General features: G+C 64.4%; 30 protein-coding genes and 1 pseudogene. 23 read left to right on the plus strand and 8 right to left on the minus strand.

What is annotated here, in order from left to right; all coding sequences use genetic code 11:
• Nucleotides 1-476: 476 nt before the first annotated feature.
• Nucleotides 477-1271: pseudogene (locus CK219_RS18000) on the minus strand (D-alanyl-D-alanine carboxypeptidase family protein); the annotation flags it as partial.
• A gap of 317 nt (nucleotides 1272-1588) precedes the next feature.
• Here CK219_RS18000 and CK219_RS18005 point away from each other — a divergent pair.
• From CK219_RS18005 to CK219_RS18020, 4 genes are all read left to right on the plus strand, one after another.
• Nucleotides 1589-3397 carry a chemotaxis protein gene (locus CK219_RS18005; protein WP_095768080.1) on the plus strand — a complete coding sequence of 603 codons (1809 nt, stop codon included), beginning with the start codon at nucleotides 1589-1591 and terminating at the stop codon, nucleotides 3395-3397.
• Between the two features lie 239 nt (nucleotides 3398-3636).
• The gene (locus CK219_RS18010; RefSeq protein WP_095768081.1) at nucleotides 3637-4743 is read left to right on the plus strand and encodes a hypothetical protein; all 1107 of its coding nucleotides are present in this window, start codon (nucleotides 3637-3639) and stop codon (nucleotides 4741-4743) included.
• 160 nt (nucleotides 4744-4903) lie between these two features.
• Nucleotides 4904-5530 carry a nucleoside triphosphate hydrolase gene (locus tag CK219_RS18015; RefSeq protein ID WP_095768082.1) on the plus strand — a complete coding sequence of 209 codons (627 nt, stop codon included), beginning with the start codon at nucleotides 4904-4906 and terminating at the stop codon, nucleotides 5528-5530.
• Between the two features lie 154 nt (nucleotides 5531-5684).
• Entirely contained in the window at nucleotides 5685-6005 is a 321-nt protein-coding gene (locus CK219_RS18020; RefSeq protein WP_095768083.1) for a hypothetical protein, read from the plus strand.
• 419 nt (nucleotides 6006-6424) lie between these two features.
• Here CK219_RS18020 and CK219_RS18025 read toward each other — a convergent pair whose 3' ends face one another.
• The 3 genes from CK219_RS18025 to CK219_RS18035 all read right to left on the minus strand — a co-directional run bounded on the left by CK219_RS18025 (nucleotide 6425) and on the right by CK219_RS18035 (nucleotide 8734).
• Entirely contained in the window at nucleotides 6425-7129 is a 705-nt protein-coding gene (locus tag CK219_RS18025; protein ID WP_095768084.1) for a glutathione S-transferase N-terminal domain-containing protein, read from the minus strand.
• 137 nt (nucleotides 7130-7266) lie between these two features.
• A complete protein-coding gene (locus tag CK219_RS18030; protein WP_095768085.1) occupies nucleotides 7267-8475 on the minus strand; it encodes a beta-ketoacyl-[acyl-carrier-protein] synthase family protein in 1209 nt (402 codons plus the stop codon).
• Between the two features lie 4 nt (nucleotides 8476-8479).
• Nucleotides 8480-8734 carry an acyl carrier protein gene (locus tag CK219_RS18035; RefSeq protein WP_095768086.1) on the minus strand — a complete coding sequence of 85 codons (255 nt, stop codon included), beginning with the start codon at nucleotides 8732-8734 and terminating at the stop codon, nucleotides 8480-8482.
• Nucleotides 8735-8937: 203 nt separating this feature from the next.
• Between CK219_RS18035 and CK219_RS18040 the strand changes: the two genes are divergently transcribed.
• The 5 genes from CK219_RS18040 to CK219_RS18060 are packed head-to-tail and all read left to right on the plus strand — an operon-like array spanning nucleotide 8938 to nucleotide 11342.
• The gene (locus tag CK219_RS18040) at nucleotides 8938-9819 is read left to right on the plus strand and encodes an urease accessory protein UreD (protein WP_095768213.1); all 882 of its coding nucleotides are present in this window, start codon (nucleotides 8938-8940) and stop codon (nucleotides 9817-9819) included.
• A 21-nt stretch (nucleotides 9820-9840) separates the two neighbouring features.
• Nucleotides 9841-10143, plus strand: a complete 303-nt coding sequence (locus CK219_RS18045; RefSeq protein ID WP_041003069.1) for an urease subunit gamma — start codon at nucleotides 9841-9843, stop codon at nucleotides 10141-10143.
• A gap of 12 nt (nucleotides 10144-10155) precedes the next feature.
• The gene (locus CK219_RS18050; RefSeq protein ID WP_095768087.1) at nucleotides 10156-10410 is read left to right on the plus strand and encodes a DUF1272 domain-containing protein; all 255 of its coding nucleotides are present in this window, start codon (nucleotides 10156-10158) and stop codon (nucleotides 10408-10410) included.
• A gap of 25 nt (nucleotides 10411-10435) precedes the next feature.
• Nucleotides 10436-11029, plus strand: a complete 594-nt coding sequence (locus CK219_RS18055; protein WP_095768088.1) for a HupE/UreJ family protein — start codon at nucleotides 10436-10438, stop codon at nucleotides 11027-11029.
• A gap of 7 nt (nucleotides 11030-11036) precedes the next feature.
• On the plus strand, nucleotides 11037-11342 hold the full coding sequence (locus CK219_RS18060) for an urease subunit beta (protein WP_095768089.1): 306 nt from the start codon (nucleotides 11037-11039) through the stop codon (nucleotides 11340-11342).
• A gap of 20 nt (nucleotides 11343-11362) precedes the next feature.
• Here CK219_RS18060 and CK219_RS18065 read toward each other — a convergent pair whose 3' ends face one another.
• Nucleotides 11363-11848, minus strand: coding sequence for a hypothetical protein (locus tag CK219_RS18065; RefSeq protein WP_095768214.1), 486 nt, complete (start codon nucleotides 11846-11848; stop codon nucleotides 11363-11365).
• A gap of 159 nt (nucleotides 11849-12007) precedes the next feature.
• Nucleotides 12008-12394 (minus strand): hypothetical protein, encoded by a 387-nt coding sequence (locus CK219_RS18070; RefSeq protein WP_095768090.1) that lies wholly within the window; start codon nucleotides 12392-12394, stop codon nucleotides 12008-12010.
• Between the two features lie 164 nt (nucleotides 12395-12558).
• On the opposite strand from CK219_RS18070, the gene ureC reads away from it, so the two are divergent.
• The 9 genes from ureC to CK219_RS18115 all read left to right on the plus strand — a co-directional run bounded on the left by ureC (nucleotide 12559) and on the right by CK219_RS18115 (nucleotide 19173).
• Nucleotides 12559-14274, plus strand: a complete 1716-nt coding sequence (gene ureC / locus CK219_RS18075; RefSeq protein ID WP_210200010.1) for an urease subunit alpha — start codon at nucleotides 12559-12561, stop codon at nucleotides 14272-14274.
• Between the two features lie 31 nt (nucleotides 14275-14305).
• A complete protein-coding gene (locus CK219_RS18080; protein ID WP_095768092.1) occupies nucleotides 14306-14764 on the plus strand; it encodes a hypothetical protein in 459 nt (152 codons plus the stop codon).
• On the plus strand, nucleotides 14765-15358 hold the full coding sequence (locus CK219_RS18085) for a hypothetical protein (RefSeq protein ID WP_095768093.1): 594 nt from the start codon (nucleotides 14765-14767) through the stop codon (nucleotides 15356-15358). It abuts the gene before it with no gap.
• Nucleotides 15359-15400: 42 nt separating this feature from the next.
• Entirely contained in the window at nucleotides 15401-16021 is a 621-nt protein-coding gene (locus CK219_RS18090) for a glutathione S-transferase family protein (protein WP_095768094.1), read from the plus strand.
• On the plus strand, nucleotides 16018-16593 hold the full coding sequence (gene ureE / locus CK219_RS18095; protein WP_095768095.1) for an urease accessory protein UreE: 576 nt from the start codon (nucleotides 16018-16020) through the stop codon (nucleotides 16591-16593). The genes CK219_RS18090 and ureE overlap by 4 nt, the downstream gene beginning before the upstream one ends.
• Nucleotides 16586-17257: an urease accessory protein UreF gene (locus CK219_RS18100; protein ID WP_095768215.1), complete on the plus strand. Its 672-nt coding sequence runs from the start codon at nucleotides 16586-16588 to the stop codon at nucleotides 17255-17257. The genes ureE and CK219_RS18100 overlap by 8 nt, the downstream gene beginning before the upstream one ends.
• Nucleotides 17254-17694 (plus strand): DUF3995 domain-containing protein, encoded by a 441-nt coding sequence (locus CK219_RS18105; RefSeq protein ID WP_095768096.1) that lies wholly within the window; start codon nucleotides 17254-17256, stop codon nucleotides 17692-17694. Before CK219_RS18100 ends, CK219_RS18105 begins: the two co-directional genes overlap by 4 nt.
• The gene (ureG, locus tag CK219_RS18110; RefSeq protein ID WP_095768097.1) at nucleotides 17691-18323 is read left to right on the plus strand and encodes an urease accessory protein UreG; all 633 of its coding nucleotides are present in this window, start codon (nucleotides 17691-17693) and stop codon (nucleotides 18321-18323) included. The genes CK219_RS18105 and ureG overlap by 4 nt, the downstream gene beginning before the upstream one ends.
• 82 nt (nucleotides 18324-18405) lie before the next feature.
• A complete protein-coding gene (locus CK219_RS18115; protein WP_095768098.1) occupies nucleotides 18406-19173 on the plus strand; it encodes a class II aldolase and adducin N-terminal domain-containing protein in 768 nt (255 codons plus the stop codon).
• A 337-nt stretch (nucleotides 19174-19510) separates the two neighbouring features.
• Here CK219_RS18115 and CK219_RS18120 read toward each other — a convergent pair whose 3' ends face one another.
• The gene (locus CK219_RS18120; protein WP_095768099.1) at nucleotides 19511-20194 is read right to left on the minus strand and encodes an HAD family phosphatase; all 684 of its coding nucleotides are present in this window, start codon (nucleotides 20192-20194) and stop codon (nucleotides 19511-19513) included.
• A 207-nt stretch (nucleotides 20195-20401) separates the two neighbouring features.
• Between CK219_RS18120 and CK219_RS18125 the strand changes: the two genes are divergently transcribed.
• Nucleotides 20402-21358 (plus strand): sugar-binding transcriptional regulator, encoded by a 957-nt coding sequence (locus tag CK219_RS18125; RefSeq protein ID WP_095768100.1) that lies wholly within the window; start codon nucleotides 20402-20404, stop codon nucleotides 21356-21358.
• A 21-nt stretch (nucleotides 21359-21379) separates the two neighbouring features.
• Here the strand turns inward: CK219_RS18125 and CK219_RS18130 are convergent, their stop codons facing one another.
• The gene (locus CK219_RS18130; protein WP_348628337.1) at nucleotides 21380-21664 is read right to left on the minus strand and encodes a hypothetical protein; all 285 of its coding nucleotides are present in this window, start codon (nucleotides 21662-21664) and stop codon (nucleotides 21380-21382) included.
• Between the two features lie 11 nt (nucleotides 21665-21675).
• Here CK219_RS18130 and gcvA point away from each other — a divergent pair, with 11 nt between their 5' ends.
• The 4 genes from gcvA to CK219_RS18150 all read left to right on the plus strand — a co-directional run bounded on the left by gcvA (nucleotide 21676) and on the right by CK219_RS18150 (nucleotide 26115).
• On the plus strand, nucleotides 21676-22584 hold the full coding sequence (gene gcvA, locus CK219_RS18135; protein WP_095768102.1) for a transcriptional regulator GcvA: 909 nt from the start codon (nucleotides 21676-21678) through the stop codon (nucleotides 22582-22584).
• A 174-nt stretch (nucleotides 22585-22758) separates the two neighbouring features.
• Nucleotides 22759-24069 carry a sugar ABC transporter substrate-binding protein gene (locus CK219_RS18140; RefSeq protein WP_095768216.1) on the plus strand — a complete coding sequence of 437 codons (1311 nt, stop codon included), beginning with the start codon at nucleotides 22759-22761 and terminating at the stop codon, nucleotides 24067-24069.
• A gap of 143 nt (nucleotides 24070-24212) precedes the next feature.
• Nucleotides 24213-25085, plus strand: a complete 873-nt coding sequence (locus CK219_RS18145) for a sugar ABC transporter permease (RefSeq protein ID WP_095768103.1) — start codon at nucleotides 24213-24215, stop codon at nucleotides 25083-25085.
• Between the two features lie 205 nt (nucleotides 25086-25290).
• Nucleotides 25291-26115, plus strand: coding sequence for a carbohydrate ABC transporter permease (locus CK219_RS18150; protein ID WP_095768104.1), 825 nt, complete (start codon nucleotides 25291-25293; stop codon nucleotides 26113-26115).
• Nucleotides 26116-26125: the final 10 nt, after the last annotated feature.

A 26125-nucleotide genomic window follows, 5' to 3' on the forward strand; every position in this document is an offset into this window, starting at 1 on the left:
CTCCGCCCTGCGGAGCGGCGTGAGAACGAGATAGGCAGCGATCCTTCGCGCCCCCCTCTGTCCTGCCGGACATCTCCCCCACGAGGGGGGAGATTGGCGGTTTCGGCGCAGGCTCACTCCTGCAACGTTGGTGATTAGCGAAACCGGCGGCGCTGGCTGATCTCCCCCCAAGAGGGGGAGATGTCCGGCAGGACAGAGGGGGGCGCTGTCCCGCCGGCGTCTCAGACTTTCTCGTCCGCCCCGCCGCTCTACTGCGTCGGCAGCAGCGGCGAACTGGGCGACGCCAAATCCGGCGAAGGCAGATCGGACGCCGCTTGCCCTGGCGGCGGCGAGGCAGGCGCGGCCGGCGGCGGCAACCCCGGCAATGCCTGATCCGACGGCGGCAGTCCGGGCGGCTGCAGGCCAGGCGGCGGCGAAGCCGGCTGTTGCCCGGAATACATCAGCCTGGGCTGGCCGGCATCGGCTGTCGTCGGCCCCAGGCTTCGCTGGATTAGCGCCTCGACATGGTTGTTGCGCTGGCGCGCGCTGTCGGCGCCCATCACCACCACGATCAGATGCCTGCCGTCGGCATTGTAGGAGGTGACGATGTTGTAGCCGGAGGCACGAATGTATCCGGTCTTGATGCCATCGACGCCGCGCACGCGGCCCAGCATGTCGTTGTGGCCGCGCACCAGCCGGCCGCGGAACATGAAGTCGCTTTCGGAGAAATAGTGGAAATGCTGCGGAAAGCGCTTTTCCAGCGCCATGCCCAGCACCGCCATGTCGCGCGCCGTGGTCACCTGGCCGTCGTCGGGCAGGCCGCATGCATTGCGGAAGTTGGTGGCGGTCATGCCGAGCTGGCGCGCCTTGGCAGTCATCATGGCGGCGAACTGGTCCTCTGAGCCGCCGCCCAGATACTCGCCCACCGCCACCGCCACATCGTTCGCCGACTTCACCACCATGGCGCGGATGGCGGAATCGACGTCGATCGTCTCGCCGTGCCGGAAGCGCAGCTTCGTCGGCGGCTGCGAGGCGGCGTGGTCGGAAACCGGAATCTGCGTCTGCTTGGTGACGCGGCCGGACTCGAGCGCCTCGAACAGCATGTAGAGCGTCATCATTTTGGTCAGCGAGGCGGGATAGCGCTGCGACCTCGAGTTCACCTCGAACAAGGTCTTGCCGGTCGAGGCATCGACCACGATCGCCGCATATTTCTGCGGCTTCGCCGGCACGGCAAGCACGCTTTCAGGCGGCGCGGCCGTGGTGCAGCCGGCGACGAGCAGCAGCAGGGCCATCGCGGCGATGAGTTTCTGAAGGAAAGGGAAGGGACGGGGCAAGACGGTTCTAAAGCTGTTGCTGAGATGCGGCGAAGCTAACGTACCGCATGTGCCGCGTCCAATGGGTTAACGGCGGCAATAAGGCATTTGCCCAGGTTTTCGGGGTGCGCGCTGCCGGCGAAGCGGCCAATCTCCCCCCTTGCGGCCCGCAAGGGGGGAGATCAGATGTCGCGCAGGCTTTCGCCAATCGCCAGCGTTGCAGGATGTCCCCGCTTTGCCTTCCGCCCCTCCTTTCCGTTAATATGCGCCCGGCTTGGTTTTTGGGGGGATCGGCAATGTCGGAAATCGCCACGGGCACCACCTCGCTTCTGCGGGCATCGCTTAGCCGCACCGGCAAATGGGCGGCGAGCTTCGCCTTTGTCAGCGGCGCGATTGGCGACGTGCTCAACCCGCTCGGACCCTTTGCCGCCTATATCGCGCTCGGCGCCGCGGTCGCGGCGTTGATCATCGCCATCGCCATGGTGCTGCGGCTGGTGCTGGCGGCAAAAGCCATGCCGGCGCTGATCTTCGCCACCAGCGCCGCGGCAATCGCCGGCGGCGTCTACGGCATCCAGCAGCAAACGAACTCGCAGAACGGCGTGATCGCCAGCCTCGTGCCGGCGGTGGCCGAGCTGCAGCAGTCGCTGGGCATCGTCTCGCAGAAAGTGGCGAAGATCGAAAAGACCGTCACAGAGACGCAGAAGACCGTCGAAGCGGTCAAGAAGTCCACCGACACGATGGCGAAGACGACCGAAGAAATCGCGCTGACGCAGACCAGGCAGACCCAACAGGGCACCGAGACGCAGAAGACCGTGGATGCGGTGAAGCAGACCACCGACACTTTGGCCGCAGGCCAGCAACGGCAGCAGGCGCAGGCCGAAAAGCTGCAGGCGACCACCGAGCAGATCGCCGCTTCGATCGACACGATCGCCAAGGGCTTCGCGCAGCTCTCCGCGCAGGGCGGCGCCATCGCCGATCCCAGGCGCCCGGACGAATTCTATCATAATGCCCGCGTCTACGAGCTGGCCGGCGACATGCTCAACGCCCGCCGTTCCTATCTTGATTTTGCCGGCTTCGATGTCGACGCTATCGACCCCTACACGCGCTTCGCCACGCTGCTCAGGGTCCAGGACGGCAAGGCCGGCGCCCGCGAAGTGTTGGGTTCTCTGGCGGAAAAGGCCAAGGCGCCGTCGATTAAGCTCGTCCATCTGTTGCAGTTCGACGATGTCCAGCGGCTCGACAAGCTCAACGCCTTCATCGCCGCCAACCCGGATTACGCGCCGGCTTACTTTCTCCTGGCGCAGGAATTTTCGGAAGACCGCCTGGGCAGCCAGACGCTGGCCGACAAGCGCAGCGAGGCGACCGCGCTGACCAAATTCGTTTCGTACGAAAAAGACGGCGGCCTGCTCAAATATTTCGTCGATCAGACCCAACTGGCCGACTGGCTCGACCGCAGCCGCACCCGGCTGACGGCATTGGGCGACGTGCTCGACCCGTCGCGCTTCGTGCCGACGCTGACGCCGACGCGCTCCAACGCCGGCTGGTCGATGGCGATCTCGCTGCCCGAGCCGGCGACGGCGATTTCCTGGCGGCTCGGCGCCAATGGCCCGTTCACCGAGACCGGCATGCTGGCGATGAACGACCAGCGCACCGGCAAGCCGATGCCCAATCCGAGCTTCGAATTGCCGGACAGCACCGCCGCCGCCATCATCGCCATCAAATATCTCGACATCCGCGGCCACGAGACCGGCCCGTTCGACATCCGCTTCGATCCGGATTCGGCGCTCCAGCAGGGCAACAAGCAGATCCTCGACCAATTCTGGACCTCATGGATCGCCTTCGACGCCGGCGGCAATCGCGGTTTGGTCTATTTCACCCAGATGCTCTCCTTCCGCTGCGCCATCAGGCAAGTGCATTACAGCCTGAACGGCACCGCGCTCGACAAGGAGATCAAGATGCCGCCCTGCGACGCCAAGGACCCTTATGCGAGTCCGTCCGACTACCAGCCCTATTTCAAGGTCAAGGATGACGTGAAATCGATGGCGGTGCAGGTGACCTATACCGATGGCACCAAGTCGCCGGTCAGGGAGTATAAAAGGCAGTAGGGTCGTTTTCAGCGTGGCGCTGTTCCCCTCTCTTGCGATTTTTTATCGCGCGTGAAGCGGCGACCTATCCTTCGTCATTCTAGGGCGGAGCAAGGAGCGAAGCGACGCGCGCAGACCCTAAAATGACGAAGGATAGATTGGCGGGGCGAAAACGCCTGATGCAAATTGCCAGCCATCACGCTTGCGTATCCGGTGCTGGACAGGCTTTGCTGCCGCGAGAAAAGATTCGGGAAGCATTCATGGACACGCTCACCATCGGCGCAAGGGGCATCTCGGTTTCGCTCGATCTTGCCGTCGGTCACATCAGTGCCATGGAGGTCGAGGCCGAAGGCCGCCTCCTGAAGCCCCTGCATCGCGCGCCCTGGGTCGGCTCGCCGCGCGAGACATTGCCCGCGAACCTCCCCGAAGGCACGGTGCGGCTCTCAGGCGATTTCCTCTGCGCGCCTTTCTCCACCAGCGACGTCGAGACCGCGCCCCTGCATGGCTGGCCGGCCAACAGCGAGTGGGACGTCGTCGACAACGGCGCGGTTCCCGGAGGCTGGCGCGCCGTCGTCCGGCTGCGCCGCAAGGTCATGGGCGCCACTGTCGACAAGGTCTTCACGCTGCGCGATGACCATCCTTTCCTCTACCAGGAGCACATCTTTTCCGGCGGCGCCGGCGCGATTTCCGTCGCTCATCATCCGATGACGGCGATGACGGGCGGCGGTCGGCTCGCCTTCTCGCCGAAGCGCATGGCCGTCACGCCGCCGATGCCGCCGGAGCCCGATCCGGCTCGCGGCCGCTTCATGCTGGCCTATCCGGCTCGCGCCGCCGACCTCACAAAGTTCCCGCTCGCCGCCGGCGGCACAACCGACCTCACCGACTACCGCATGGAAGACAGGCGCGAGGATTTCATCACCCTGGTCGAGGCGGACCACGACGGTCCGGGCTGGACGGCGATTGCCCGCCGCGCCGAGCAGGATCTGGTTCTGGTGCTGAAGAACCCGGCCGAGCTGCCGGTCACCATGCTGTGGTTCTCGAATGGCGGCCGCGACTACGCGCCCTGGAGCGGCCGTCACGTCGGCGTGCTCGGCATCGAGGACGGCCGCACGGCCGTCGGCCACGCCGCTTCGCTCGGCGACAACTGGTTGAAGCATGAAGGCGTGGCCACAGTCTTTGCACTCGCCGAGGGGCGGTCGGTGTCGTTTCGCCATGTCATCGGTGGGGTTCCGTCCGCGGACGTGGAGCCGCCGAGCGGCTTGGAATCGGCGCCCGACCGCCTGCGTGTCCTCGCTGCCGGCGGGGCAGCGCGGGAGGTGCCGTTCGACGGCGGGTTCCTGCGCATCGGCGGCTCGGTTCCTGATTGAGACGTCGGCCAGCGCCTGAGAGTTCGTCATTCCAGGGGACGAGGATGGACGCCTCGGCTAACCTCGAAGGTGCGCAGGCCGCCTAAACTTCGGAACGAGGTTTGAATTTTCCGCCGACACCCGCCAAGATGTCGGCTGAACCGCAGCCGGAAAGCCGCCGATGTCCGAGATCGCCCATATCACAGCCGCCATCTTCAAGCGCGCCGGCGGAGCCAGGCGCTTCGTCGTCGCCATCGCCGGTCCGCCCGGCTCCGGCAAGTCGACACTGTCAGCTGCATTGCATGAACTGCTGCCGGAGGGCACATCCGAGGTCGTACCGATGGACGGCTTTCATTATGACGACACCATTCTCAACCGCCGCGGCCTGCGCCCCCGCAAGGGCGCGCCGGAAACGTTCGATTTCGCCGGTTTCGAGACGCTCTTGAAGCGCATCCGCTCCGGCGAACCCGATATCGCGATTCCCGTGTTCGACCGCAGCATGGAACTGTCGCGCGCGGCGGCCGAAATCGTCGGCACCGACACCAAGTTCATCCTGGTCGAGGGCAACTATCTGCTGCTCGACGAGGAGCCGTGGTCGCGGCTGGCGCCTTTGTTCGATTTCACCATCTTCGTCGACGTGCCGCGGGGCGAGCTCGAAAGCCGCCTGATGGAGCGCTGGCGCGAACATGGCAAGTCCGACGAGGACGCCCGCGCCTGGATCGCCTCCAACGACATGCCCAACATCGAGCGGGTGCTGGCGCGGCGCCGGCCGGCCGACATGGTCGTTGGTTCCTTGGTTATTGGTTAACCTGCTCAATTTTCAATAGTTTTGGGCGGGAACCTTAAGGTTTTCGCGCCGTTATGACCGTATCCCGAATTGTCCGGCGCCGGAGCAATTCCAGGAAGGCGGGCGAACGCGCTTTCCCTCCGAAACTGCGAACCGAGAATGCAGGAGCCGTCAGATGGCAACGAACAGCAGAAAAACCGCGCCCAAAAAGGCCAGGGCCAGCCAATCCAGGATGACGCAAGCCCAAGCCGGCCCGGCGGCGGCCGAACGATCGAAGGACGCCAAGCCGGCCTTCGGTAAGGCGGCGCCGAAGAGAGTGACGCCCGGCGCGGCCCACAAGGTCGCAGCCAAGAGCGCGAAACATGCCAAGTCGCCGGCAAGCAAATCGGGGCCGATCCGCACCGTGGCCAGCGTCGCCACAGGAGCGGTCGTCGCCACCGCGCGGCTCGCGGCTTCCGTGTTCGGTTGCGGTGGTGCCAAGGCCAAGGCGAAGTAGCCCCTTTACGCGATTCCGGACGGCGAAGTCGCCGAGCCGGACCTTCGCGATTGGCCACCACGACAGCACGGTCGTCATTCTAGGGCGGAGCAAGGAGCGAAGCGACGCGCGCAGACCCTAGAATCCATGCCGTGACGCTAAGGCGTTGCTGCGGTTACAGAATTCTGCACCGTTGCACTCTACGGCAAGGGCCACGGCATGGATACTCGGGTCAAGCCCGAGTATGACGACGACACGGGGGTTTCGGCTAATCTCCAACGCAGGCGCTAGCCGCGCCCGCTTAGCCACCGCCATCTTCAGCCAAAGCGCCTTTTCCGAGCGTCGAACCAGCCCGGCATGGGCCGCGCGATCAACCTCGGTCAAGCGCGCCCGCAGGGCTTTTTTGTTGCGCCCACCGCTGCACGTTTCCCGAAGCTACTTCAGCCCTTCGCCGGGATGGTCAGGCCCCTCTTCACCGCAGGCCGTGCCAGGCCGCGCTCCAGCCATTCGGCAACGGTCGGGAAATCGTCGAAACCGACCAGGTCGCGCGCCTCGTAGAAGCCGATCAAATTGCGCACCCAGCCCAGCATCGACACGTCGGCGATGGAGTAGTCGTCGTCCATGATCCACTTGCGGCCCTTCAGCCGCGTTTCCATGACGCCGATCAGCCGCCGCGACTCGTCGCGGTAACGCTCCAGCGGCCGCTTGTCGGCAATCTCGCGCCCAGCGAATTTGTGGAAGAAGCCGACCTGCCCGAAGATCGGGCCGATCGCCGCCATCTGGAAGAACACCCACTGGATCGCCTCGTAGCGGCGCGCCGGATCGGCGGGAATGAGCTTGCCGGTCTTGTCGGCCAGATAGAGCAGGATGGCGCCGGATTCGAACAGGCCGATCGGCTTGCCGCCCGGACCGTCCGGATCGATGATCGCCGGTATCTTGCCGTTCGGGTTGAGCGACAGGAATTCCGGCGTCCAGCTCTCATTCTTGCCGATATCGACGTAATGCGGCTCGTAGGGCAGGCCGACCTCCTCCAGCGCGATCGACGCCTTCACGCCATTGGGCGTCGTGGCCGAATAGAGCTGCAGGCGCTCGGGCTGCTTGGCCGGCCAGCGCTTGGCGATCGGAAAGGCGGACAGGTCGGTCATCGCAAACTCCGGATGCGGATTGGCGCCGGGCAGCGCTCATGGCGGGTCAGGGAGAATTAGGACCCCGGCCGGCCGGGATCAATACGCCGCCAGCCGGCTCGCCGTGCACACACAGTCAACCGGTAGGCTTCGGCCGGTCAGACCGCCTTGAAGGCCAGCACCGCATTGGTTCCGCCGAAGGCGAAACTGTTGCTGAGCGCGGCGCGCACCTTGCGCTCGCGCGCCGTGTTCGGCGTCACGTCGAGATCGCATTCGGGGTCCGGCTCGCGGTAATTGGCGGTCGGCGGCACGAGGCCGTCGCGGATCGCCATCACGCAGGCGATCATCTCCAGTCCGCCCGAAGCGCCGAGGCAATGCGCATGCATCGACTTGGTCGACGACACCGAAAGCGAACGGGCATGCTCGCCGAAGACGCGCTTGATCGCCGCGGTCTCGATCTGGTCGTTGGCCTTGGTGCCGGTGCCGTGCGCGTTGAGGTAGTCGACATCTTCTGGATTGAGCCCGGCATCCGCCAGGCAAAAACGCATTGCCGCTTCCGGTCCCTCGATGGTCGGCGCGACGATGTCGGAGGCATCGGCCGAAAGCCCGACGCCGGCGATCTCGGCCAAGATAGTGGCGCCGCGCGCCATCGCGTGATCGTAGCTTTCGAGCACCGCCATGCCGGCGCCTTCGCCGAGCACCAGCCCGGCGCGATCGGCCGAGAACGGCCGGCAGGTGTCGGGCGAAAGCACCCTGAGCGCCTCCCAGCCCTTCAGCACGCCCCACACCAGCGGCGCTTCGGTGCCGCCGGCGACCATCACGTCGGCGCGACCGAGCCTGATCTGGTCGACCGCCGAGGAAATCGCGTGGTTGGCCGACGAGCAGGCCGAGGTGGCGCCGAAAACAGGGCCGCGCAACCCGAGATTCATGCTGACCTGGCCGGCGGCCGCGCCTGGCATCACTTTCGGCACGGTGAAGATGGCGGCGCGGTTGCGCCCTTCGAGCAGGATTGCGCGGTAATTCTCCTCGATCGTCTCGAAGCCCGCGACGCCGACGCCGACAACTGCGCCCATCCGGTAGGTGTTGTCGGCATGCGCGGTCAAGCCCGATTGCTGCATCGCTTCCCGCGCCGCGATCACGGCCAGCAGGCTGAAGCGGTCCATCGACACCACCTGCTTGCGGTCGATGCCATGGTCCGGCAATTGCTTGATTTCGCAGCCGGTCTTGACCTTGAGGTCATGCAGCGACGGATTGTCGATAGGGCCGATGGCCGAGCGGCCGGCGCGCATGGCGTCCCATATCGCCGCCGCATCGTTGCCGAGCCCGCAAATCCCGCCAATACCGGTGATGACGACGCGTTTTTGCATGCAGTCAGGCTTTTTTCGCGATCAGTTCGCGAACCGCCTCGACCATGTCGCCGACGTTCTTGAGGTTGCTCCAGGCATCGACCGTGTTCATCTCGATCTCGATGCCGTACTTTTCCTCGAGATCGAAGATGATCTCGGTCAGCTCCAGCGAATGGATGCCGAGCGTGCCGAGATCGGTGCTGGCGGTGATTTCCTCGCCGCCGGCATCGGCATGCGCCTTGATCTTTTCGATGATCTCGGTCGTCAGCTGGTCAGCCATTCGGTTCCTTCCCTGTCGTTGCCCGACGCCAACTGATCAGCGCCTTTTTTTTGATCCCCGGACCCAACAAACGCCGTTGCCCTTACCTCGCCAGGCACCGCGCGACCGCTCCAAGGTGGCTTCCCTCTATAGAAACCGAAACGATGTCAAGCAACAAGCGATATCGACAAAGCCGCCGGAGTGCTTAACCTGGGATCATGGACATGATCGGCAACACTTTGACATCCCAGCCTGCCTCGCCTTTGGCCGCCCCTCCCTTGCCTGCCGCGCAACGCGTTGCCGGCCTAGGCAGGCTTTTCTGCGGCAAAAGCGGCGGCCGGACGCGCCTGCGGCGGCTCTATCAGGATGGATCGGCCAAGATCCGCCTGCCGGCGGTGCAAGGCGATCCGCTCGAGGCGGTGCTGATCAACACCGCCGGCGGGCTGACCGGCGGCGATCGCCTCGGCTGGACGGTCGAGGTCGGCGCCGACGCCTCCGCCGCCGTCACCACCCAGGCCTGCGAGAAGGTCTATCGTGCCGCCGCCGACAGGGCCGAGACAAGCGTCAACCTGCGGGTCGGTCCGGGCGGCCGCATCGCCTGGCTGCCGCAGGAAACCATCGTTTTCGACCGGGCCGCCTTCGTCCGCACGCTGGATGTCGAGCTTGGCGACGATGCCGAGGCATTGATGCTCGAAGCCACGCTGTTCGGCCGGCTGGCGATGGGCGAGCGGAAAACCAACGGCAGTTTCCATGACCGCTGGCGGGTTCGCCAGGGCGGTGCGCTGGTCCATGCGGAGGATTTCCGGCTCGGCCCGGACATCGCCGCAACGCTCCAGCGGCGGGCGGCGACCGGCGGCGCGCTTGCCGTCGCCACATTGCTGCTGGTGTCGCCGCAGGCTGAAAGTCTGCTGGAGCCGGCCCGCGCCATCATCGGCGACCCCGCCATCGGTGGTTGCGGCGGCGCCAGTTTCTGGCGCGTCGGCCGATCTGGCAAGCTTCTTGCGAGGCTCTGTGCCGGCGACGGCTACCAGCTCCGCAAGCGGCTGGTTCCGCTCGTCGAACTGCTCAATGGGCGGGCGGGCCTGCCTAAATTGTGGTCACTCTGATTTCGATTGCCGGGAAGTTGCATGAACCTGACGCCGCGTGAAAAAGACAAGCTGCTGATCGCCATGGCGGCGATGGTGGCGCGCAAGCGGCTGGAGCGCGGCGTCAAGCTCAACCATCCCGAAGCCATCGCCCTTATCACCGACTTCGTCGTCGAAGGCGCGCGCGACGGCCGCCCGGTCGCGGAACTGATGGAGGCGGGTGCGCATGTCGTCACCCGCGCCCAGGTCATGGACGGCATCGCCGAGATGATCCACGACGTCCAGGTCGAGGCGACATTTCCCGACGGCACCAAGCTGGTGACCGTGCATGAACCGATCCGGTGAGGAGGAAGACAGATGCTGGAGCTCAGGCCGAATTGCGAATGCTGCGACAAGGATCTGCCGCCGGAAGCGACCGATGCGCTGATCTGCACCTTCGAGTGCACCTTCTGCGCCGACTGCGTGGACAATGTGCTGGGTGGCGTCTGCCCCAATTGCGGCGGCAATTTCGCGCCGCGGCCGATCCGGCCGGCGACCAAGCTGACGAAATATCCGCCGTCGACCAGGCGCGTGCTCAAGGCCGAAGGCTGCGGCCCGCGCAAGGCCGCTTGACCGGCTCAATTGGAAGGACAGATAGATGATCCCCGCTTCGACGAAACGTACCACGCTTGCCGCGATCCTTTTCCTGGCGGCCGCCATGCCGGCCTATGCCCATGTCGGCATCGCCACGACCTCGTCCTTCGCCGCCGGTTTCGCGCACCCGCTGTCCGGTCTCGACCACATGACGGTCATGATCGCCGTCGGCCTTTGGGCGGCGCTGAAGGGCGGCAAGGCTATCTGGGCCTGGCCGCTGGCCTTTGTCGGCGTGATGCTGGCCGGCGGCGCGCTCGGCATGCTGCATGTGCCGATGCCTTTCGTCGAGCCCGGCATCCTCGCTTCCGTGGTGACGCTTGGGCTGCTGGTGGCGCTGGCGATCGACCTGCCGGTCTCGACCGGGATCGCGGTCATCGGTCTGTTCGCGCTGTTTCATGGTCACGCCCACGGCACGGAAGTGCCCGAAAACGCCGGCGGGCTGGAATACATTGCGGGCTTCGCCGCCGCGACGGCCCTTCTCCATGCCGTGGGCATCGCGGCGGCCCTCAGCCTCGGCATGCGCTTCCGCAGCCTGGCGCGCGCTGCAGGTGCGGCTTGCGCGGCGGCCGGCGTCGGCCTCGCCTTCGGCGTGTTGTGAGGGCGCGATGATCCCCGGCGAAATCATCGCGGCCAAGGGCGAGATCGCGCTCAACGAGGGCCTGCCGACCGTCACGCTCAAGGTCGCAAACAGCGGCGACCGGCCGATCCAGGTCGGCAGCCACTATCATTTCTACGAGACCAATGAGGGCCTGAAATTCGACCGCGAGAGCGCGCGCGGCATGCGGCTCGACATCGCCGCCGGCACCGCGATGCGCTTCGAGCCCGGGCAGGAGCGCGACGTCACGCTGGTGCCGCTGGGCGGCAAACGCGAGGTCTATGGCTTCCAGCAAAAGGTGATGGGCAAGCTGTGACGTCCGCCGGCGCGCTCACATCACTTCGGAGGCTTGGCGGCGGCATAGATGACGACCTTCCCCGGATTGTCGAACTCTACGGCGAGCACGTCCTCGGCCTGCACGCGTCGCGAATCGATCGCGTTGAAGAGCAGGGCGTTCGCCTCGATCTCCTGGCGCAGTTCGGCGACATCCTCCTGATGCTGCTTCACCTTGTTCTCTATCGCCGGCGGCGGCCCGCCCTCGCTGCGCGCCGCGTCGGTCAGGAACACGATGTCGACCGTATCGAGCTTGGTTGTCTTTCGCACCGTGCCGATGTTGTCGCGGGTGCGGTCGATGGCAGTGATGACCTTTCCGGCCTCCGTCGAGGAAAGCGCCTCTTCCTGCCGGACCTCGGAATCGACGATTGCCGCGGCAGGCCTGTCGTTGTCCAGCGGCTGCGCCGCGGACGCCGCATGGGGCGCAGCCACGAAAAGCGTGGCGGCAACCGCGGAACTCCATCTCTTAAAACGCGGGGCTTTCGCCATCGCTCGCTCCTGACTGAACTCGTGGCGGGGCGACAACAGCGAAACGGTCCTGCTTGGCCGGAGGTTCCCTTCAAAAGCCGGCAGGCGGACCGTGACGCGGCCCGCATTCCCTTCAAAATATGGCAGGCGGACCGCAAGGCGGCCCGCCTGGGCGTGCAATTAGCTCGCTTTCTTGGTGATCAGCGTCAGCGCGCCATTGGGCTGCATGCTTGCAGCGATCACTTGCGCGGAGCTCATGCCCTTGGCTTCGAGCGCGGATTTGACCTTGGGCGTGGCGTCGATCGACTTGCGCAATGTCTGCAGGCCGGCATCGCCGCGTTGCGCCACGATCTGGTTGACCTGCGTCTGCGTGTCCTTGGGCAGTTCGGTGATGTCGACGACATTGACGCTTTGGATAGCGGGCGCCGCGGACTGGGCCTTCGGCGCGGCGGGCGCGGCGGGCGCGGTCGGCGCGGGACTGGGCTGCGGCGTCGGCTGCTGCTGGGCATTGGCAGTGCCCGCCATCAACGTAGTGGCGGTTGCGGCGAGAAGAATCGCTTTGAGCATGGATATTCCTTCCATCGGTTTGGCAAACGGTCGTTCTGGGCTGACCGGGGCACCTCAACCGCCAAATGGGAGCGCAAGGTGTCGCCGAGCGGGTCATTGCGTGACCATTGGGTGGCGACAATGTGCACCTCGCGTTCATTCAACCTGAATTTCGGGAGCAATCGCTGATGGCCAGGATAAGCCGTGCCGCCTATGCGCAGATGTATGGACCGACGGTCGGCGACAAGGTGCGGCTTGCCGACACCGAGCTCTTCATCGAGGTGGAGAAGGATCTCACCGTTTACGGCGAGGAAGTAAAATTCGGCGGCGGCAAGGTCATCCGCGACGGCATGGGCCAAAGCCAGGTGACGCGGGCCGGCGGCGCCGTCGATACCGTCATCACCAATGCGCTGGTCGTCGATGCGCTCACCGGCATCGTCAAGGCCGATATCGGCCTGAAGGATGGCCGCATCGCCGCTATCGGCAAGGCCGGCAATCCGGACACGCAGGCCGGCGTCACCATCATCATCGGCCCCGGCACCGAGATCATCGCCGGCGAGGGCAAGATCCTGACGGCCGGCGGCTTCGACGCGCACATCCATTTCATCTGCCCGCAGCAGATCGAGGAAGCGCTGATGAGCGGCGTCACCACCATGCTTGGCGGCGGTACCGGCCCGGCGCATGGCACTTTGGCCACCACCTGCACGCCGGGACCCTGGCACATGGCGCGCATGATCCAGTCCTTCGATGCCTTTCCAATGAATATCGGCCTGTCGGGCAAGGGCAATGCGTCAAAGCCGGCGGCGCTTGAAGAGATGGTGCTGGCCGGCGCCTGCTCGCTGAAATTGCATGAGGACTGGGGCACGACCCCGGCCGCCATCGACTGCTGCCTGTCGGTCGCCGACGATTACGACGTGCAGGTGATGATTCACACCGACACGCTGAATGAATCGGGCTTCGTCGAGAACACGGTGGCGGCCATCAAGGGCCGCACCATCCATGCCTTTCACACCGAGGGCGCCGGCGGCGGCCACGCGCCCGACATCATCAAGGTCTGCGGCCTGCCCAACGTCATCCCTTCCTCGACCAATCCGACCCGGCCATACACGGTCAACACGCTCGCCGAGCATCTCGATATGCTGATGGTGTGCCACCATCTGTCGCCGTCGATCCCGGAGGACATCGCCTTTGCCGAAAGCCGCATCCGCAAGGAGACGATCGCCGCCGAGGACATACTGCACGACATCGGCGCCTTCTCGATCATCTCTTCCGACAGCCAGGCCATGGGCCGCGTCGGCGAGGTGGCGATCCGCTGCTGGCAGACCGCCGACAAGATGAAGCGCCAGCGCGGCGCGCTGCCGGACGAAACCGGCGACAACGATAATTTCCGCGTCCGCCGCTACATCGCCAAATACACCATCAATCCGGCCATCGCGCATGGCCTGTCGAAGGAGATCGGTTCGATCACCGTCGGCAAGCGCGCCGATCTCGTGCTGTGGAATCCGGCCTTCTTCGGGGTCAAGCCGGAGATGGTGCTGGTCGGTGGCTCGATCGCGGCAGCACCCATGGGCGACCCGAACGCCTCGATCCCGACGCCGCAGCCGATGCACTACCGGCCGATGTTCGGCGCCTATGGCAAGGCGCTGACCAACACCTCGGTGACCTTCGTCTCGAAGGCCGCCTTCGACGCCGGCCTGCAGGGCAGGCTGGGCGTCGACAAGGCGATGATCGCGGTCGAGAACACGCGCGGCGGCATCGGCAAGCATTCGATGGTGCTCAACGACGCCACGCCACATGTCGAGGTCGATCCCGAAACCTACGAAGTGCGGGCCGACGGCGAGCTCTTGACCTGCGAGCCCGCGACCGTGCTGCCGATGGCACAACGGTATTTTCTGTTTTAGGATTGATGTGCCCATAGAGTCTGGACGCATCATGAATGAGCAGAAGAAATTGGCGTTGATTTCCAGGATGGGCGCGCTGCGAGAATATAATGGCGGAGTTGCCCCGGTCATTATGCCACTCGTTACACTGGAAGAGTACTTTGATGGGGCTGAAGGTGAAGCCGGATTGCTGTGCAACAGCCCGGAAGAGCCGGACAACGATACGATTCTCGCGACATTCGAATCGGTACGGAAAAGACCCGAGGTTCACGACGTTCGGATAGCAATCGTGCAGTGCGATGATGGAGAATGGCCGTTCTCGGACAAGGTCGTCGTTACAACGCGCGCCAGCGAAGAAGACATCATTGGCTGGCTGCCGTCAGGGTTCGAACCGGATGAAACCTGGGAAGGCGATGTAGATCATTCCCTGCGGAGCAGATTGAAGTTCCGGCGGGCTACCGCAAGCTATGGCTCTGGTATGACTAATCGCAACGAACGGGTCTGTTCGTAGATGCCCACCGAAATCGCCTCCCCGCATGACATCTTTCCGCATATCCGCATCGTCATGGGCATGGTGATCGGCCTCGGCGTCACGCGGCTGCTTTCGGGAACTGCCCGCATCGTCCAGCATCCCGGCCAGTACCGGCTCTACGCAGTGCATCTCGCCTGGGTCGCCTCGGTGCTGTTGATGCTGGTGCATTTCTGGTGGTGGGAGTTCGGCCTCTACGCGATCGAGAACTGGACCTTCGGCAAATATCTTTTCATCATCTTCTACGCCATCACGCTGTTCCTGCTTTGCGCGCTGCTGTTTCCGGATTCGATGCTCGACTACACCAGCTACGAGGATTATTTTTACTCGCGCCGCGCCTGGTTCTTCGGGCTGCTGGCGGCTACCTATCTGCTCGACGTGATCGACACGCTGCTCAAGGGCCCGGAGCATTTCGCCCGCTTCGGCAATGAATATCTGATCCGCACGCCGGTCTTCGTCGCGCTCTGCCTGGTGGCGATCCTGGTTCGCGACCGCCGTTTCCACGTCGCTTTCGTCGCGGCCGCGCTTGTCTACCAAGTATCATTCATCCTGCGGCTCTTCGACACCATCGTCTGAGCGCCATTGGGCTGATGCATGCGTTGATCTAGGATCGGGGAAATGCAGGGTTCAACCACGTACAAGGCCGTCGGATCGCGCGGATCCCGGGTCAGCCGGGTGCTCTGGATGCTCGAGGAGCTCGGGCAGCCCTACGAATTCGTCGAGGTGAAGCTGCGCTCGCCGGAGGCTTACGCGCTCAACCCCTCCGGCAAGGTGCCGATCCTGATCGACGGCGAGCTCAAGGTCACGGATTCAGCGGCGATCTGCGTCTATCTGGCCGATAAGCACGCCGACAAAGGCATGGGCGCCAATCCGGGTCTTGCCGGCCGTGCCGAGATGGATTCCTGGATGCATTTCGCCCAGAGCGAGCTGGAAGCGCCGCTGTGGAACAAGCTGCGCCACCGCTTCCTGCTGCCCAAGGATGTGCGGGTCGATGTCGGCCCGGCCGCAGCCTATGATTTCGCATCCGAAATAAAGGCGCTGGAACGGCGGCTTGGCGACAAGCCCTTTGCGCTGGGCGACCGCTTCTCGGCCGTCGACGTGCTGCTCGGCGATATCGGCGGCTGGGCGCGCGCCGGCCGTTTCCCGATCGATTCCGAAAGGGTAAATGCCTATTTCGACCGTGTCCTTCAGCGCCCCGCCCGTGCAAGGGCGCAAGCCAATGGCGGAGCCATGAAATGAAGCTCAACATTAACACCGATTTCACCAAATTCCCGCGTGCCGTTTCGGTGCTCGCCGCCGGCGATCCGGCTTTGACCGAGCCCTACGACAAAGCCTTGCTGCCGCATGACGAGCGGCACCTGCGTCGCCGCGCCATCGAGACGGCCGGTGGCGAAAAGGTGCTGGTCGACCTGCCCGAGCCGGTGGCGCTCGGTAATGGCGACCGGCTGGTGCTGGAAGACGGCCGCCAGCTCGAAATCGTCGCCGCGCCCGAGGAGGTCTACGACATCCGCGCCCGCGACGCGGTTCATCTCACCGAACTTGCCTGGCACATCGGCAACCGTCACCTCGCGGCGGCGATCGAGGCGGACCGCATCCTTATCCTGCGCGATCATGTCATCAAGGCGATGCTCGAAGGCCTCGGCGCCACGGTGAACGAGGTTTCGCAGCCGTTCAGCCCGGTGCGTGGCGCCTATTCCGGCCATGACCACGGCCATTCGCATGATCACGATCATGACCACCACGGCCATGATCACGATCACCATGATCATGCGCACGACCATCACCACGACCACCACCACCATCATGACTGAGGAGCTTTCCAGCGTCGCGCTGCTGCGGCTGATGGCCTGGCTGTCGCCGGCCTTTCCGGTCGGCGGCTTCTCCTACAGCCATGGCCTCGAGCGCGCCGTGCAGGACGGGCTGATCGCCGACCGGGAAGATCTCGCCGGCTGGCTGGAGACGCTGGTCGAGATCGGCTCGGGCTGGAACGATGCCGTGCTCTTCGCCGAAAGCTGGCGCTGCGGACGTGACGGCGGCGATCTCAGCGAGGTTGCCGCGCTGGCCGAGGCGCTCGCCGGGTCGCGGGAGCGTCATCTCGAAACCATGCTGCAGGGCACGGCCTTCCTGCAGGCGGCGTCGGCCTGGTCGTCTCCGGTGCTGGAGCGTTTGCCGGCCGATTGCCCCTATTGTGTTGCGGTCGGCGCCGTTGCGGGCAGCGGCGCCATCGGCCTTTCGGATGCGCTTTCCGCCTTCCTCCAGGCTTTCTTCTCCAATCTCGTGCAGGCGGCAATCAGGTTGGGTGTTGTCGGCCAGGTCGACGCCGTCACATCATTAGCCGGCTTCGAACCTCTGGCGCTGGCGACCGCATCGCGCGCCGCCGCTTCCAGCCTGGACGATCTCGGCGGCGCGGCCTTCATGTCCGACATCATGGCGATGCAGCATGAGACGCAATACTCCAGGCTGTTCCGCTCATGATCGTGCTCGCCGTCATCCTCTCCTTCGTCCTGCTCCTGATCACAACGCTGCACGTCTATTGGGGCATGGGCGGTATCTGGCCGGGCACGGACCAGGCATCCTGCGCCCGCGCCGTCGTCGGTTTCCGCGGCGTCGATGAGATGCCGTCGTCATTCGCGAGTTTTGCCGTCGCCGCTTGCCTCGCGCTCGCGACGCTCTGGCCGCTGGCGCTCGCGGGTGTCTTTGCGACGCCCTTTCCAAGAGAGGGCCTGGCTGCCACGGCTTTGATGATCGGCCTCATCTTTCTCGGTCGCGGCATTGCCGGCTTCACGCCCTGGTGGCGCCGGCTTGCGCCCGAACAGCCTTTCGCGCGGCTTGACCAAAGCCTTTATTCGCCGCTTTGCCTCTTGATCGGGGCAGGCTTCGCAATCCTAGCCATCACGGAGTTTCCGGCATGACATCGAAAAACGGTCCTCTTCGTATCGGCATCGGCGGCCCGGTCGGCTCCGGCAAGACGACGCTCACCGAAAAGCTCTGCAAGGCGTTGCGCGACGATTTTTCGATCGCCGTCGTCACCAACGACATCTACACCAAGGAGGATGCGATGATGCTCGCGCGGCTACAAGCATTGCCCGAAGAGCGCATCGTCGGCGTTGAGACCGGCGGCTGCCCGCATACGGCGATCCGCGAGGATGCCTCGATCAATTTGCGCGCCATCGCCGAGCTGAACAAGAAATTCCCCGATCTCGACATCATCTTCATCGAATCCGGCGGCGACAATCTCGCAGCCACCTTCTCGCCTGACCTTGCCGACTTGACCCTCTACGTCATCTCGGTCTGCCAGGGCGAGGAGATCCCGCGCAAGGGCGGCCCGGCCATCACCCGATCGGATTTCCTGATCATCAACAAGAGCGATCTGGCACCCTATGTGAACGTCAACCTCGACGTCATGGAGAGCGACGCCGGCCGCATGCGCGGCAAAAGGCCCTTCGGCTTCACTGATCTGTCGCGCGGCAAAGGCTTGCAGGAAGTGATCGACTTTATCGTCGAGCAGGGCGGCCTTCAGTCGACGCGCCCGGCGGCTTGATCTGCTGAGCCACCGATTATCGGTTGCTGGCAGCCGCCATGCGCGGCATTCTCGGAAAACAAACCCAAGCGGAGGATTTTCGATGAGCCTTGCCCGCCTGCACAAGGAACCGCTGAGCAACCTGCCCTATTATGAGGAGCGGGTCGATCTCGCCGCCGCCTTCCGCTGGACGGCGCGGCTCAACATGCACGAAGCGGTGGCCAACCATTTCTCGCTGTCCGTCAACGACGAAGGCACGAAGTTCCTGATGAATCCCAACCAGGTGCATTTCTCGCGCATCAAGGCGAGCGACCTGCTGCTGATCGACGCCAACGATCCGGACACGCTGTCCGGCCCCAACGCGCCCGACCCGACCGCCTGGGGCCTGCACGGCGCCATCCACCGCAACGTCCCGCATGCGCGCTGCGCCATGCATGTCCATTCAATCCACGCCACGGTGCTTGCCTCGCTCGCCGATTCGACGCTGCCGCCGGTCGACCAGAACTCGGCCATGTTCTTCAACCGCCATGTTGTCGACGCCAATTATGGCGGCTTGGCCTTCGAGGAAGAGGGCGAGCGCTGCTCGCAGCTTCTCACCGACCCCAAGGTCAAGGTGATGGTCATGGGCAATCACGGCGTCATGGTCATCGGCGACACCGTCGCCGACACCTTCAACCGCATGTTCTATTTCGAACGCGCCGCCGAGACCTACATCAAGGCGCTGTGGACCGGCCGTCCGCTGCGCACCCTCTCCTACGAGATCGCCGAGAAGACCGCGCGCGAGATGGACGATTATCCCGGCCAGGCCGAGCGCCATCTGGCCGAGCTGAAAGCGATTCTCGACGAGGAAGAGCCGGTCTATCGGAATTGATCTTCCTTCTCCCCGGTTACGCTATACACATCCTCTGTGGCTGTCGTGACCGATCCGGCCGAGGCCTAATTGCCACGTGGTTCCCCCAATCCGTCGCTGCTTCGCAGCGCCACCTTTCCCCCCTCCGGAGGGAAAGGAAGGGAGCGTTGCTGGACGGGCGTTGACGGCAAAAAGCTTGGCCCCTTGTCTCTACCCCGTCGATCGGGGGAGAGGTGGCTCGGCGAAGCCGAGACGGAGTGGGGGTCGACCAGCGCTACATAAGACAATGCATGCGCCAAGCTGCCATGCAGGCTATCGCCAGAGACCAGCTGCTCGGAAATGTGTGCCGTTGCCCGTTTCACGGGGAGAAGGTGCCGGCAGGCGGATGAGGGGCAGCGCTGACGCCGGGGCTCAGCCCCAACTGCGTGCGCAGCTCTTCGGCGCTGTTGATGACGATCGCGCCGGCCGGACCTTCCATCGGCGCTTCCGGCCAGAAGATCGTCTTCATGCCCGCCGCCAGTCCGGCCATGGCGCCTGTCAGGCTGTCGTCGACGGCAAAAGCATCCGCCGGATCGACGCCGGCGAGATAGGCGGCGCGCAGGAATGGTTCGGGAAGCGGCTTGCCGTCAATTACGTCATTGCGGCTGACCGTCATCATGCCCGGATAGGTGAGGCCGACGGCGCGCAGATTGGCGTCAACGATGAGTCGGTCGGAGTTGGACACCACCGCCTGCTCGACGCCGAGCGCGCGCAATTCGTTGAACACTTCGATCGCGCCGGGGCGTGGCTTCAGCGTTTCGGCCAGCGGCAGATAGTGATTGTATTTGCGCACGATCCAGTCGTCGAAGGGCAGGGCGAGGCCGAACTCGTCGCGCAGCATTTCGTAGACCGGCCATGCCGCGATGCCGAGCACGCGCTGATGCAGGTCGGGCGGCGGGGCGATGCCGACGCTGCGCAGCGCCGCCACAAGTGCCGCCTCGTGCAGCGGCTCGCTGTCGACCAGCGTCCCGTCCATATCCCAGAAAACGGCTTTCGGCGTCATGCGCGGCTCCTTTCGCCGATCCCCTTAATCGGTTTCCCGGGGGAGATAAACCGTCCCGCCGGCAAATGGTTGGGCAAGCGGCGAATTGATCCTTCGGCATCAGGAAAGCTTCCAAGCAATTGCTCTTTCGATAGACAATTGCGCGTCGGCGCAATCGCTGTAAGCTATGGCGCCCGTTTCAGCATTCTGCGGGCTGGGAGGCGAGACGTGAATTCGCGACAGGAAATCGGCAGCACCAGGTTGGACGACGCCGCGCGCGCCGGCTGGCTTTATTATGTTGCCGGCAACACGCAGGACCAGATCGCCGCCAAGCTGGGCATCTCCAGGCAGACGGCGCAGCGGCTGGTATCGCTCGCCATGTCGGAGGGCCTGATCAAGGTGCGGGTCGATCATCCGATCGCCAACTGCCTGGACCTCGCCGCGCGGCTGAAGTCGCGCTTCGCGCTCGACCTTGTCGAGGTGGTGCCGAGCGACCCGACGTCGAGCTCGACGACGATCGGCATCGCCGAGGCGGCCGCGGCCGAGATCGAACGCCGGCTGCGCTCCGAGGCTCCCATCGTCATGGCGATCGGCACCGGGCGCACGCTGAAGGCGGCGATCGAGCAACTGCCGCCGATGGACTGCCCGCAGCACAAGGTCGTGTCCTTGACCGGCAACATCTCGCCCGATGGCTCGGCCGCCTTCTACAACGTCATCTTCACCATGGCCGACCGCGTCAAGGCGCGGTCGTTCCCGATGCCGCTGCCGGTCATTGCGTCCTCGCCGGAAGAGCGCGAGATGCTGCTCAACCAGCCGATGATCCAGCCTACATTGGCGCTGGCGGCCGAGGCCGATGTCACCTTCGTCGGCATCGGCGATCTCGGGCCCAAGGCCCCGCTCTACGAGGACGGCTTCATTTCCGAAAACGAGTTGAAGGCGCTGCAGAAGGCAGGCGGCATCGCCGAGATCGTCGGCTGGGTGTACGACCGCGAAGGCCGCATGATCGAAGGCATCACCAATGACCGCGTGTCTTCCGCCGCGCTGCCGTCGCGGGAAAGGTCGCTGGTCATCGCTCTGGCCATGGGCGAACGCAAGCTGGCGGGCATCCTGGCCGCCGTCAACCGCCGGCTGGTCAACGGCCTCATCACCGACGAACGCACGGCCGAAGCACTGCTTGCCGGCTAATTGCCCATAAAAAGTGCCGGGCTATTGCGAGCGGCCGCGCGGATCGTTGCCGTCGAGAAAACCCATGTCGCGCTGCAGATGCTCGGAAAATTCCCGGACATCGAGATAACCGCGCCTGCGGCCCGAAAACCTTGCAAATTCCCGCAGGAGCGTGAAAAACCAGCCTTGTGCCGGGGTGGAAACGAGCTTTTCCTGAACCGTGACCATGATCGTCAGCCTTCGCAATGCTTGAACTGGATTGATCGTCGACCCCAAATATCGGTCTGGCCGGTTCGTGCTTCCAATCAAACCTCGATCATGACCCATAAGGAGGCCTTATGCCCGATCTCAGCTCTCCGCAGCTTGCGCCCCTGCCGCCGCTGCAGGCGATCCGAGTGTTCGAGGCGGTGGCCAGGCACCTGTCCTTCACCAAGGCCGCGCAGGAGTTGGGCATGACCCAGGCGGCTGCGAGCTACCAGATCAAGCTGCTCGAGGAGCGCATCGGCGCGCCGCTGTTCCTGCGCCGTCCACGACAGATCGAGTTGACCGAGCCCGGCCAGCGCCTGGCGCCCGCCGTCAGCGAAGCCTTCGCCATCCTGGGCCAGGCCTATGCCGCGGCGCGCGGTGGCGCCGACGGCCTGCTCTGCATCACCACCGTGCTGACCTTTGCCTCGAACTGGCTGGCGCAGCATCTGGGCGCGTTCCAGCTCGCGCATCCGGCACTTGCCGTGCGGCTCGACACGTCGAGCCGCCTGACCGATTTCGCGCGCGAGGATGTCGATCTCGCCATCCGCTCCGGCGCCGGCAAATGGCCGGGCCTGGAGGCGCATAAGCTGCTCGACGCCGATTTCACGCCGATGCTGAGCCCGAAGCTCGCGGCGAGCATCGGCGGCGTCAGGGAGCCGGCGGACCTGTTGCGCCTGCCGATCCTCGACCCCGGCGACATCTGGTGGACGCAATGGTTCGAGGCCGCCGGCGTGACCGGGCACGACCTCGCCAAACGGCCGGGCTCCAGCATGGGCGCGCAGGCCTATGAAGCGAACGCAGCCATGGCCGGCCATGGCGTTGCGATCCTGACCAGGTCGTTGTTCAAGAACGAGATCGCCGACGGCCGCCTGATCCAGCCATTCGACCTCGTCGGCGACGACGGCCATGCCTATTGGCTGGTCTATCCGACGGCACGCCGCAACGTGCCGAAGATCCGCGCCTTCCGCGACTGGCTCCTGGCCGAGATCGCCTGCCCGTAAGCCAATCGCCCTGATGTTCCTCCTCCCTAGGGTACCGGCGCCTCGCCCGACCGGGTCGTGCGGCGTCATTTCTGCTGCGCTGCAGCACAGATTCAGGGTTGACATAATTCACGCCAAGTGAGTAATTGCTCAGAGCCAAGGCAAATGCTCATCTTGGTTTATGGGAGGAATTTGATGAAACTTCGCACGCTCACCCTGGGCCTGTTGTCGGCCAGCGCCCTCGCTTTCGCCGCGCATGCCGAATCCATCACCATCGCCACCGTCAACAATGGCGACATGGTCCGCATGCAGAAGCTGACGGACGACTTCACCAAGGCCAACCCCGACATCCAGCTCAACTGGGTGACGCTTGAAGAGAACGTGCTGCGCGAGCGCGTCACGACCGATATCGCCACCAAGGGCGGCCAGTACGACGTCATGACCATCGGCACCTACGAGGTTCCGATCTGGGCAAAGCAGAGCTGGCTCCTGCCGCTCGACAAGCTCGGCGACGACTATGACGTCAAGGACATCATCCCGGCCATCGCCGGCGGCCTTTCGGTCGACGGCAAGCTCTATGCCGCGCCCTTCTACGGCGAGAGCTCCTTCGTCATGTACCGCAAGGACCTGATGGAGAAGGCTGGCTTGAAGATGCCCGACGCGCCGACCTGGGACTTCATCAAGCAGGCCGCCGACAAGATGACCGACCGCGCCAATGGCGTGAATGGCGTGTGCCTGCGCGGCAAGGCCGGCTGGGGCGAGAACATGGCCTTCCTCACCGCCATGTCGAATTCCTTCGGCGCCCGCTGGTTCGACGAGAACTGGAAGCCGCAATTCGATCAGCCCGAATGGAAGAACACGCTGCAGTTCTATGTCGACCTGATGAAAGCCGACGGTCCGGAAGGCGCTTCGTCCAACGGCTTCAACGAGAACCTCGCCCTCTTCCAGCAGGGCAAGTGCGGCATGTGGATCGACGCCACGGTCGCGGCGTCCTTCGTCTCAGATCCGAAGGCCTCGAAGGTCGCGGACAAGGTCGGCTATGCGCTGGCGCCCGACAACGGCCTCGGCAAGCGCGGCAACTGGCTGTGGGCATGGTCGCTCGCCATCCCCGCCGGCACCCAGAAGGCCGACGCCGCCGAGAAATTCGTTTCATGGGCGACCTCGAAGCACTATCTCGAGCTCGTCGCCTCGAAGGAGGGCTGGGCCAACGTTCCTCCTGGAACGCGCTCCTCGCTCTACGCCAATCCGGAGTACCAGAAGGCGGCGCCCTTCGCGAAGATGACGCTGGACTCCATCAACGCCGCCGATCCGACGCATCCGACCGTCAAGCCGGTGCCCTATGTCGGCGTGCAGTTCGTCGCCATCCCTGAATTCCAGGGCCTCGGCACCACCGTCGGCCAGCTCTTCTCGGCAGCCCTTGCCGGCCAGTCGAGCGTCGACGACGCGCTGAAGCAGGCTCAGGACGCCGCCACCGCGGCGATGACGGAAGGCGGCTACATCAAGTAAGGCTCCTCCCGGTGCCGAACGCCGGTAGCGCATCATGACCGGCAAGGGGCCGCCCGAAACCCAGTTCGGGCGGCCACCCTTCAAAATCGGGAAAATTCTGGCACGACTCTGAAAATCCGGCTGACCTTGGGAGGGTGACCGTCATGGCTACTCAGCAAACCCGTTCGCTTGCCCGTTTCATGATGGCGCCATCGGTGATCCTGCTGTTCGTCTGGATGATCGTGCCGCTGCTGTTCACGCTGTGGTTCTCGTTCCAGCAATACAATCCGCTGAACCCGATCCGTAACGGCTTTGTCGGCTTCTCGAACTACGCGCTGTTCTATTCCAACCCGGCCTTCCTCTCCTCGATCCTCAACACGCTCATCATCGTTGTCAGCGTGCTGGTCATCACCGTGGTCGGGGGCATCCTTTTGGCGTTGTTGCTCGACCAGCCGATCTGGGGCCAGGGCATCGTGCGCATCCTGGTCATCTCGCCGTTCTTCGTCATGCCGCCGGTCGCGGCGCTGGTCTGGAAGAACATGATCATGCATCCGCAATACGGCGTCTTTGCCGATATAGCGCGCTTTTTCGGCGCCGAGCCGATCGACTGGTTCGGCCAGCATCCGCTGACCGCTATCATCCTCATCGTCGCCTGGCAGTGGCTGCCCTTCGCCACGCTGATCCTGCTGACTTCGCTGCAATCGCTCGACGGCGAGCAGAAGGAAGCGGCCGAGATGGACGGCGCCGGCTTTATTAGCCGGTTCATCTATCTGACGCTGCCGCATATGTCGCGCGCCATCACCGTCGTCATCCTGATCCAGACGATCTTCCTGCTGTCGGTCTATGCCGAGATCCTGGTCACCACCAATGGCGGCCCGGGCTATGCCTCCACCAACCTGCCCTTCCTCGTCTACCAGAAGGCGCTCCTGGAGTTCAAAATCGGGCAGGCGTCCGCTGGCGGCGTGATCGCCGTCATTCTCGCCAACATCGTTGCCTTCTTCGCCATGCGCGCCGTCGGCAAGAACCTGGACAAGTAGGGGGAGACGATGCCGCTTGCGCTGAACCACCCCCACTCCGTCCCGCTGCGCGGGACACCTCTCCCCCTGCCCGGGGGAGAGGAAACGCCTGCATCGAAGCCGCGCCCTTCCTCTACCCCGTCGATCGGGGGAGAGGTGGTTTGCGCAGCAAACCGGAGTGGGGGTCGACCCTGCTGCCAACATCGCCGATACGGGAGGACCTGACATGGCACGCGCAGTCACCACCCAGCACAAGACCATCGCCACGGCCGCGGCCTGGATCGTCGCCCTGCTGATCTTCTTTCCGATCCTTTATACGATCATCACCTCGTTCAAGTCCGAGCAGGAGGCGATCCAGGGCTTTGCACTGATCCCGTCCGGCACCATGGAGAGCTATGCCGAGGTGCAGGCGCAGAGCGGCTATTTCAAGTTCTTCCTGAACTCGGTGATCCTGTCGGTCGGCTCGACGCTGCTTGCGATCCTGATTGCGGTTCCGGCAGCCTGGTCGATGGCGTTCTCACCGACCAAGCGCACCAAGGACATCCTGATGTGGATGCTGTCCACCAAGATGATGCCGGCCGTCGCGGTGCTGTTCCCGATCTACCTGATTTTCCGCGACACCGGCCTGCTCGACAGCCGCGTCGGCCTCACCGTCATGCTGATGCTAATCAACCTGCCGATCGTGGTCTGGATGCTCTACACCTATTTCCGCGAAATCCCGGGCGAGATCCTGGAAGCGGCGCGGATGGACGGCGCCTCGCTGTGGAACGAGATCATCTATGTGCTGACGCCGATGGCGGTTCCCGGCATCGCCTCGACCATGCTCTTGAACATCATCCTGGCCTGGAACGAGGCGTTCTGGACCATCCGGCTCACCACCACCAATGCCGCGCCGCTGACGGCCTTCATCAGCTCCTTCTCCAGTCCGCAAGGCCTGTTCTGGGCAAAGCTGTCAGCGGCCTCGACGCTGGCGATCGCGCCGATCCTGATCATGGGCTGGTTCAGCCAGAAGCAGCTGGTGCGCGGCCTCACCTTTGGCGCCGTGAAGTAGCAACGCCCAA

The sequence above is a fragment of the Mesorhizobium sp. WSM4313 genome (genome assembly GCF_002294725.1).
Classification (GTDB): Bacteria; Pseudomonadota; Alphaproteobacteria; order Rhizobiales; family Rhizobiaceae; genus Mesorhizobium.

Excerpts from the sequence above, each read along its gene's own strand:
- CK219_RS18005 (WP_095768080.1), top strand. The coding sequence starts at position 1,589 with ATGTCGGAAATCGCCACGGGCACCACCTCGCTTCTGCGGGCATCGCTT.
- CK219_RS18010 (WP_095768081.1), top strand. The coding sequence starts at position 3,637 with ATGGACACGCTCACCATCGGCGCAAGGGGCATCTCGGTTTCGCTCGAT.
- CK219_RS18015 (WP_095768082.1), top strand. The coding sequence starts at position 4,904 with ATGTCCGAGATCGCCCATATCACAGCCGCCATCTTCAAGCGCGCCGGC.
- CK219_RS18020 (WP_095768083.1), top strand. The coding sequence starts at position 5,685 with ATGGCAACGAACAGCAGAAAAACCGCGCCCAAAAAGGCCAGGGCCAGC.
- CK219_RS18025 (WP_095768084.1), bottom strand. The coding sequence starts at position 7,129 with ATGACCGACCTGTCCGCCTTTCCGATCGCCAAGCGCTGGCCGGCCAAG.
- CK219_RS18030 (WP_095768085.1), bottom strand. The coding sequence starts at position 8,475 with ATGCAAAAACGCGTCGTCATCACCGGTATTGGCGGGATTTGCGGGCTC.
- CK219_RS18035 (WP_095768086.1), bottom strand. The coding sequence starts at position 8,734 with ATGGCTGACCAGCTGACGACCGAGATCATCGAAAAGATCAAGGCGCAT.
- CK219_RS18040 (WP_095768213.1), top strand. The coding sequence starts at position 8,938 with ATGATCGGCAACACTTTGACATCCCAGCCTGCCTCGCCTTTGGCCGCC.
- CK219_RS18045 (WP_041003069.1), top strand. The coding sequence starts at position 9,841 with ATGAACCTGACGCCGCGTGAAAAAGACAAGCTGCTGATCGCCATGGCG.
- CK219_RS18050 (WP_095768087.1), top strand. The coding sequence starts at position 10,156 with ATGCTGGAGCTCAGGCCGAATTGCGAATGCTGCGACAAGGATCTGCCG.
- CK219_RS18055 (WP_095768088.1), top strand. The coding sequence starts at position 10,436 with ATGATCCCCGCTTCGACGAAACGTACCACGCTTGCCGCGATCCTTTTC.
- CK219_RS18060 (WP_095768089.1), top strand. The coding sequence starts at position 11,037 with ATGATCCCCGGCGAAATCATCGCGGCCAAGGGCGAGATCGCGCTCAAC.
- CK219_RS18065 (WP_095768214.1), bottom strand. The coding sequence starts at position 11,848 with ATGGCGAAAGCCCCGCGTTTTAAGAGATGGAGTTCCGCGGTTGCCGCC.
- CK219_RS18070 (WP_095768090.1), bottom strand. The coding sequence starts at position 12,394 with ATGCTCAAAGCGATTCTTCTCGCCGCAACCGCCACTACGTTGATGGCG.
- CK219_RS18080 (WP_095768092.1), top strand. The coding sequence starts at position 14,306 with ATGAATGAGCAGAAGAAATTGGCGTTGATTTCCAGGATGGGCGCGCTG.
- CK219_RS18085 (WP_095768093.1), top strand. The coding sequence starts at position 14,765 with ATGCCCACCGAAATCGCCTCCCCGCATGACATCTTTCCGCATATCCGC.
- CK219_RS18090 (WP_095768094.1), top strand. The coding sequence starts at position 15,401 with ATGCAGGGTTCAACCACGTACAAGGCCGTCGGATCGCGCGGATCCCGG.
- ureE (WP_095768095.1), top strand. The coding sequence starts at position 16,018 with ATGAAGCTCAACATTAACACCGATTTCACCAAATTCCCGCGTGCCGTT.
- CK219_RS18100 (WP_095768215.1), top strand. The coding sequence starts at position 16,586 with ATGACTGAGGAGCTTTCCAGCGTCGCGCTGCTGCGGCTGATGGCCTGG.
- CK219_RS18105 (WP_095768096.1), top strand. The coding sequence starts at position 17,254 with ATGATCGTGCTCGCCGTCATCCTCTCCTTCGTCCTGCTCCTGATCACA.
- ureG (WP_095768097.1), top strand. The coding sequence starts at position 17,691 with ATGACATCGAAAAACGGTCCTCTTCGTATCGGCATCGGCGGCCCGGTC.
- CK219_RS18115 (WP_095768098.1), top strand. The coding sequence starts at position 18,406 with ATGAGCCTTGCCCGCCTGCACAAGGAACCGCTGAGCAACCTGCCCTAT.
- CK219_RS18120 (WP_095768099.1), bottom strand. The coding sequence starts at position 20,194 with ATGACGCCGAAAGCCGTTTTCTGGGATATGGACGGGACGCTGGTCGAC.
- CK219_RS18130 (WP_348628337.1), bottom strand. The coding sequence starts at position 21,664 with ATGGGTCATGATCGAGGTTTGATTGGAAGCACGAACCGGCCAGACCGA.
- gcvA (WP_095768102.1), top strand. The coding sequence starts at position 21,676 with ATGCCCGATCTCAGCTCTCCGCAGCTTGCGCCCCTGCCGCCGCTGCAG.
- CK219_RS18140 (WP_095768216.1), top strand. The coding sequence starts at position 22,759 with ATGAAACTTCGCACGCTCACCCTGGGCCTGTTGTCGGCCAGCGCCCTC.
- CK219_RS18145 (WP_095768103.1), top strand. The coding sequence starts at position 24,213 with ATGGCTACTCAGCAAACCCGTTCGCTTGCCCGTTTCATGATGGCGCCA.
- CK219_RS18150 (WP_095768104.1), top strand. The coding sequence starts at position 25,291 with ATGGCACGCGCAGTCACCACCCAGCACAAGACCATCGCCACGGCCGCG.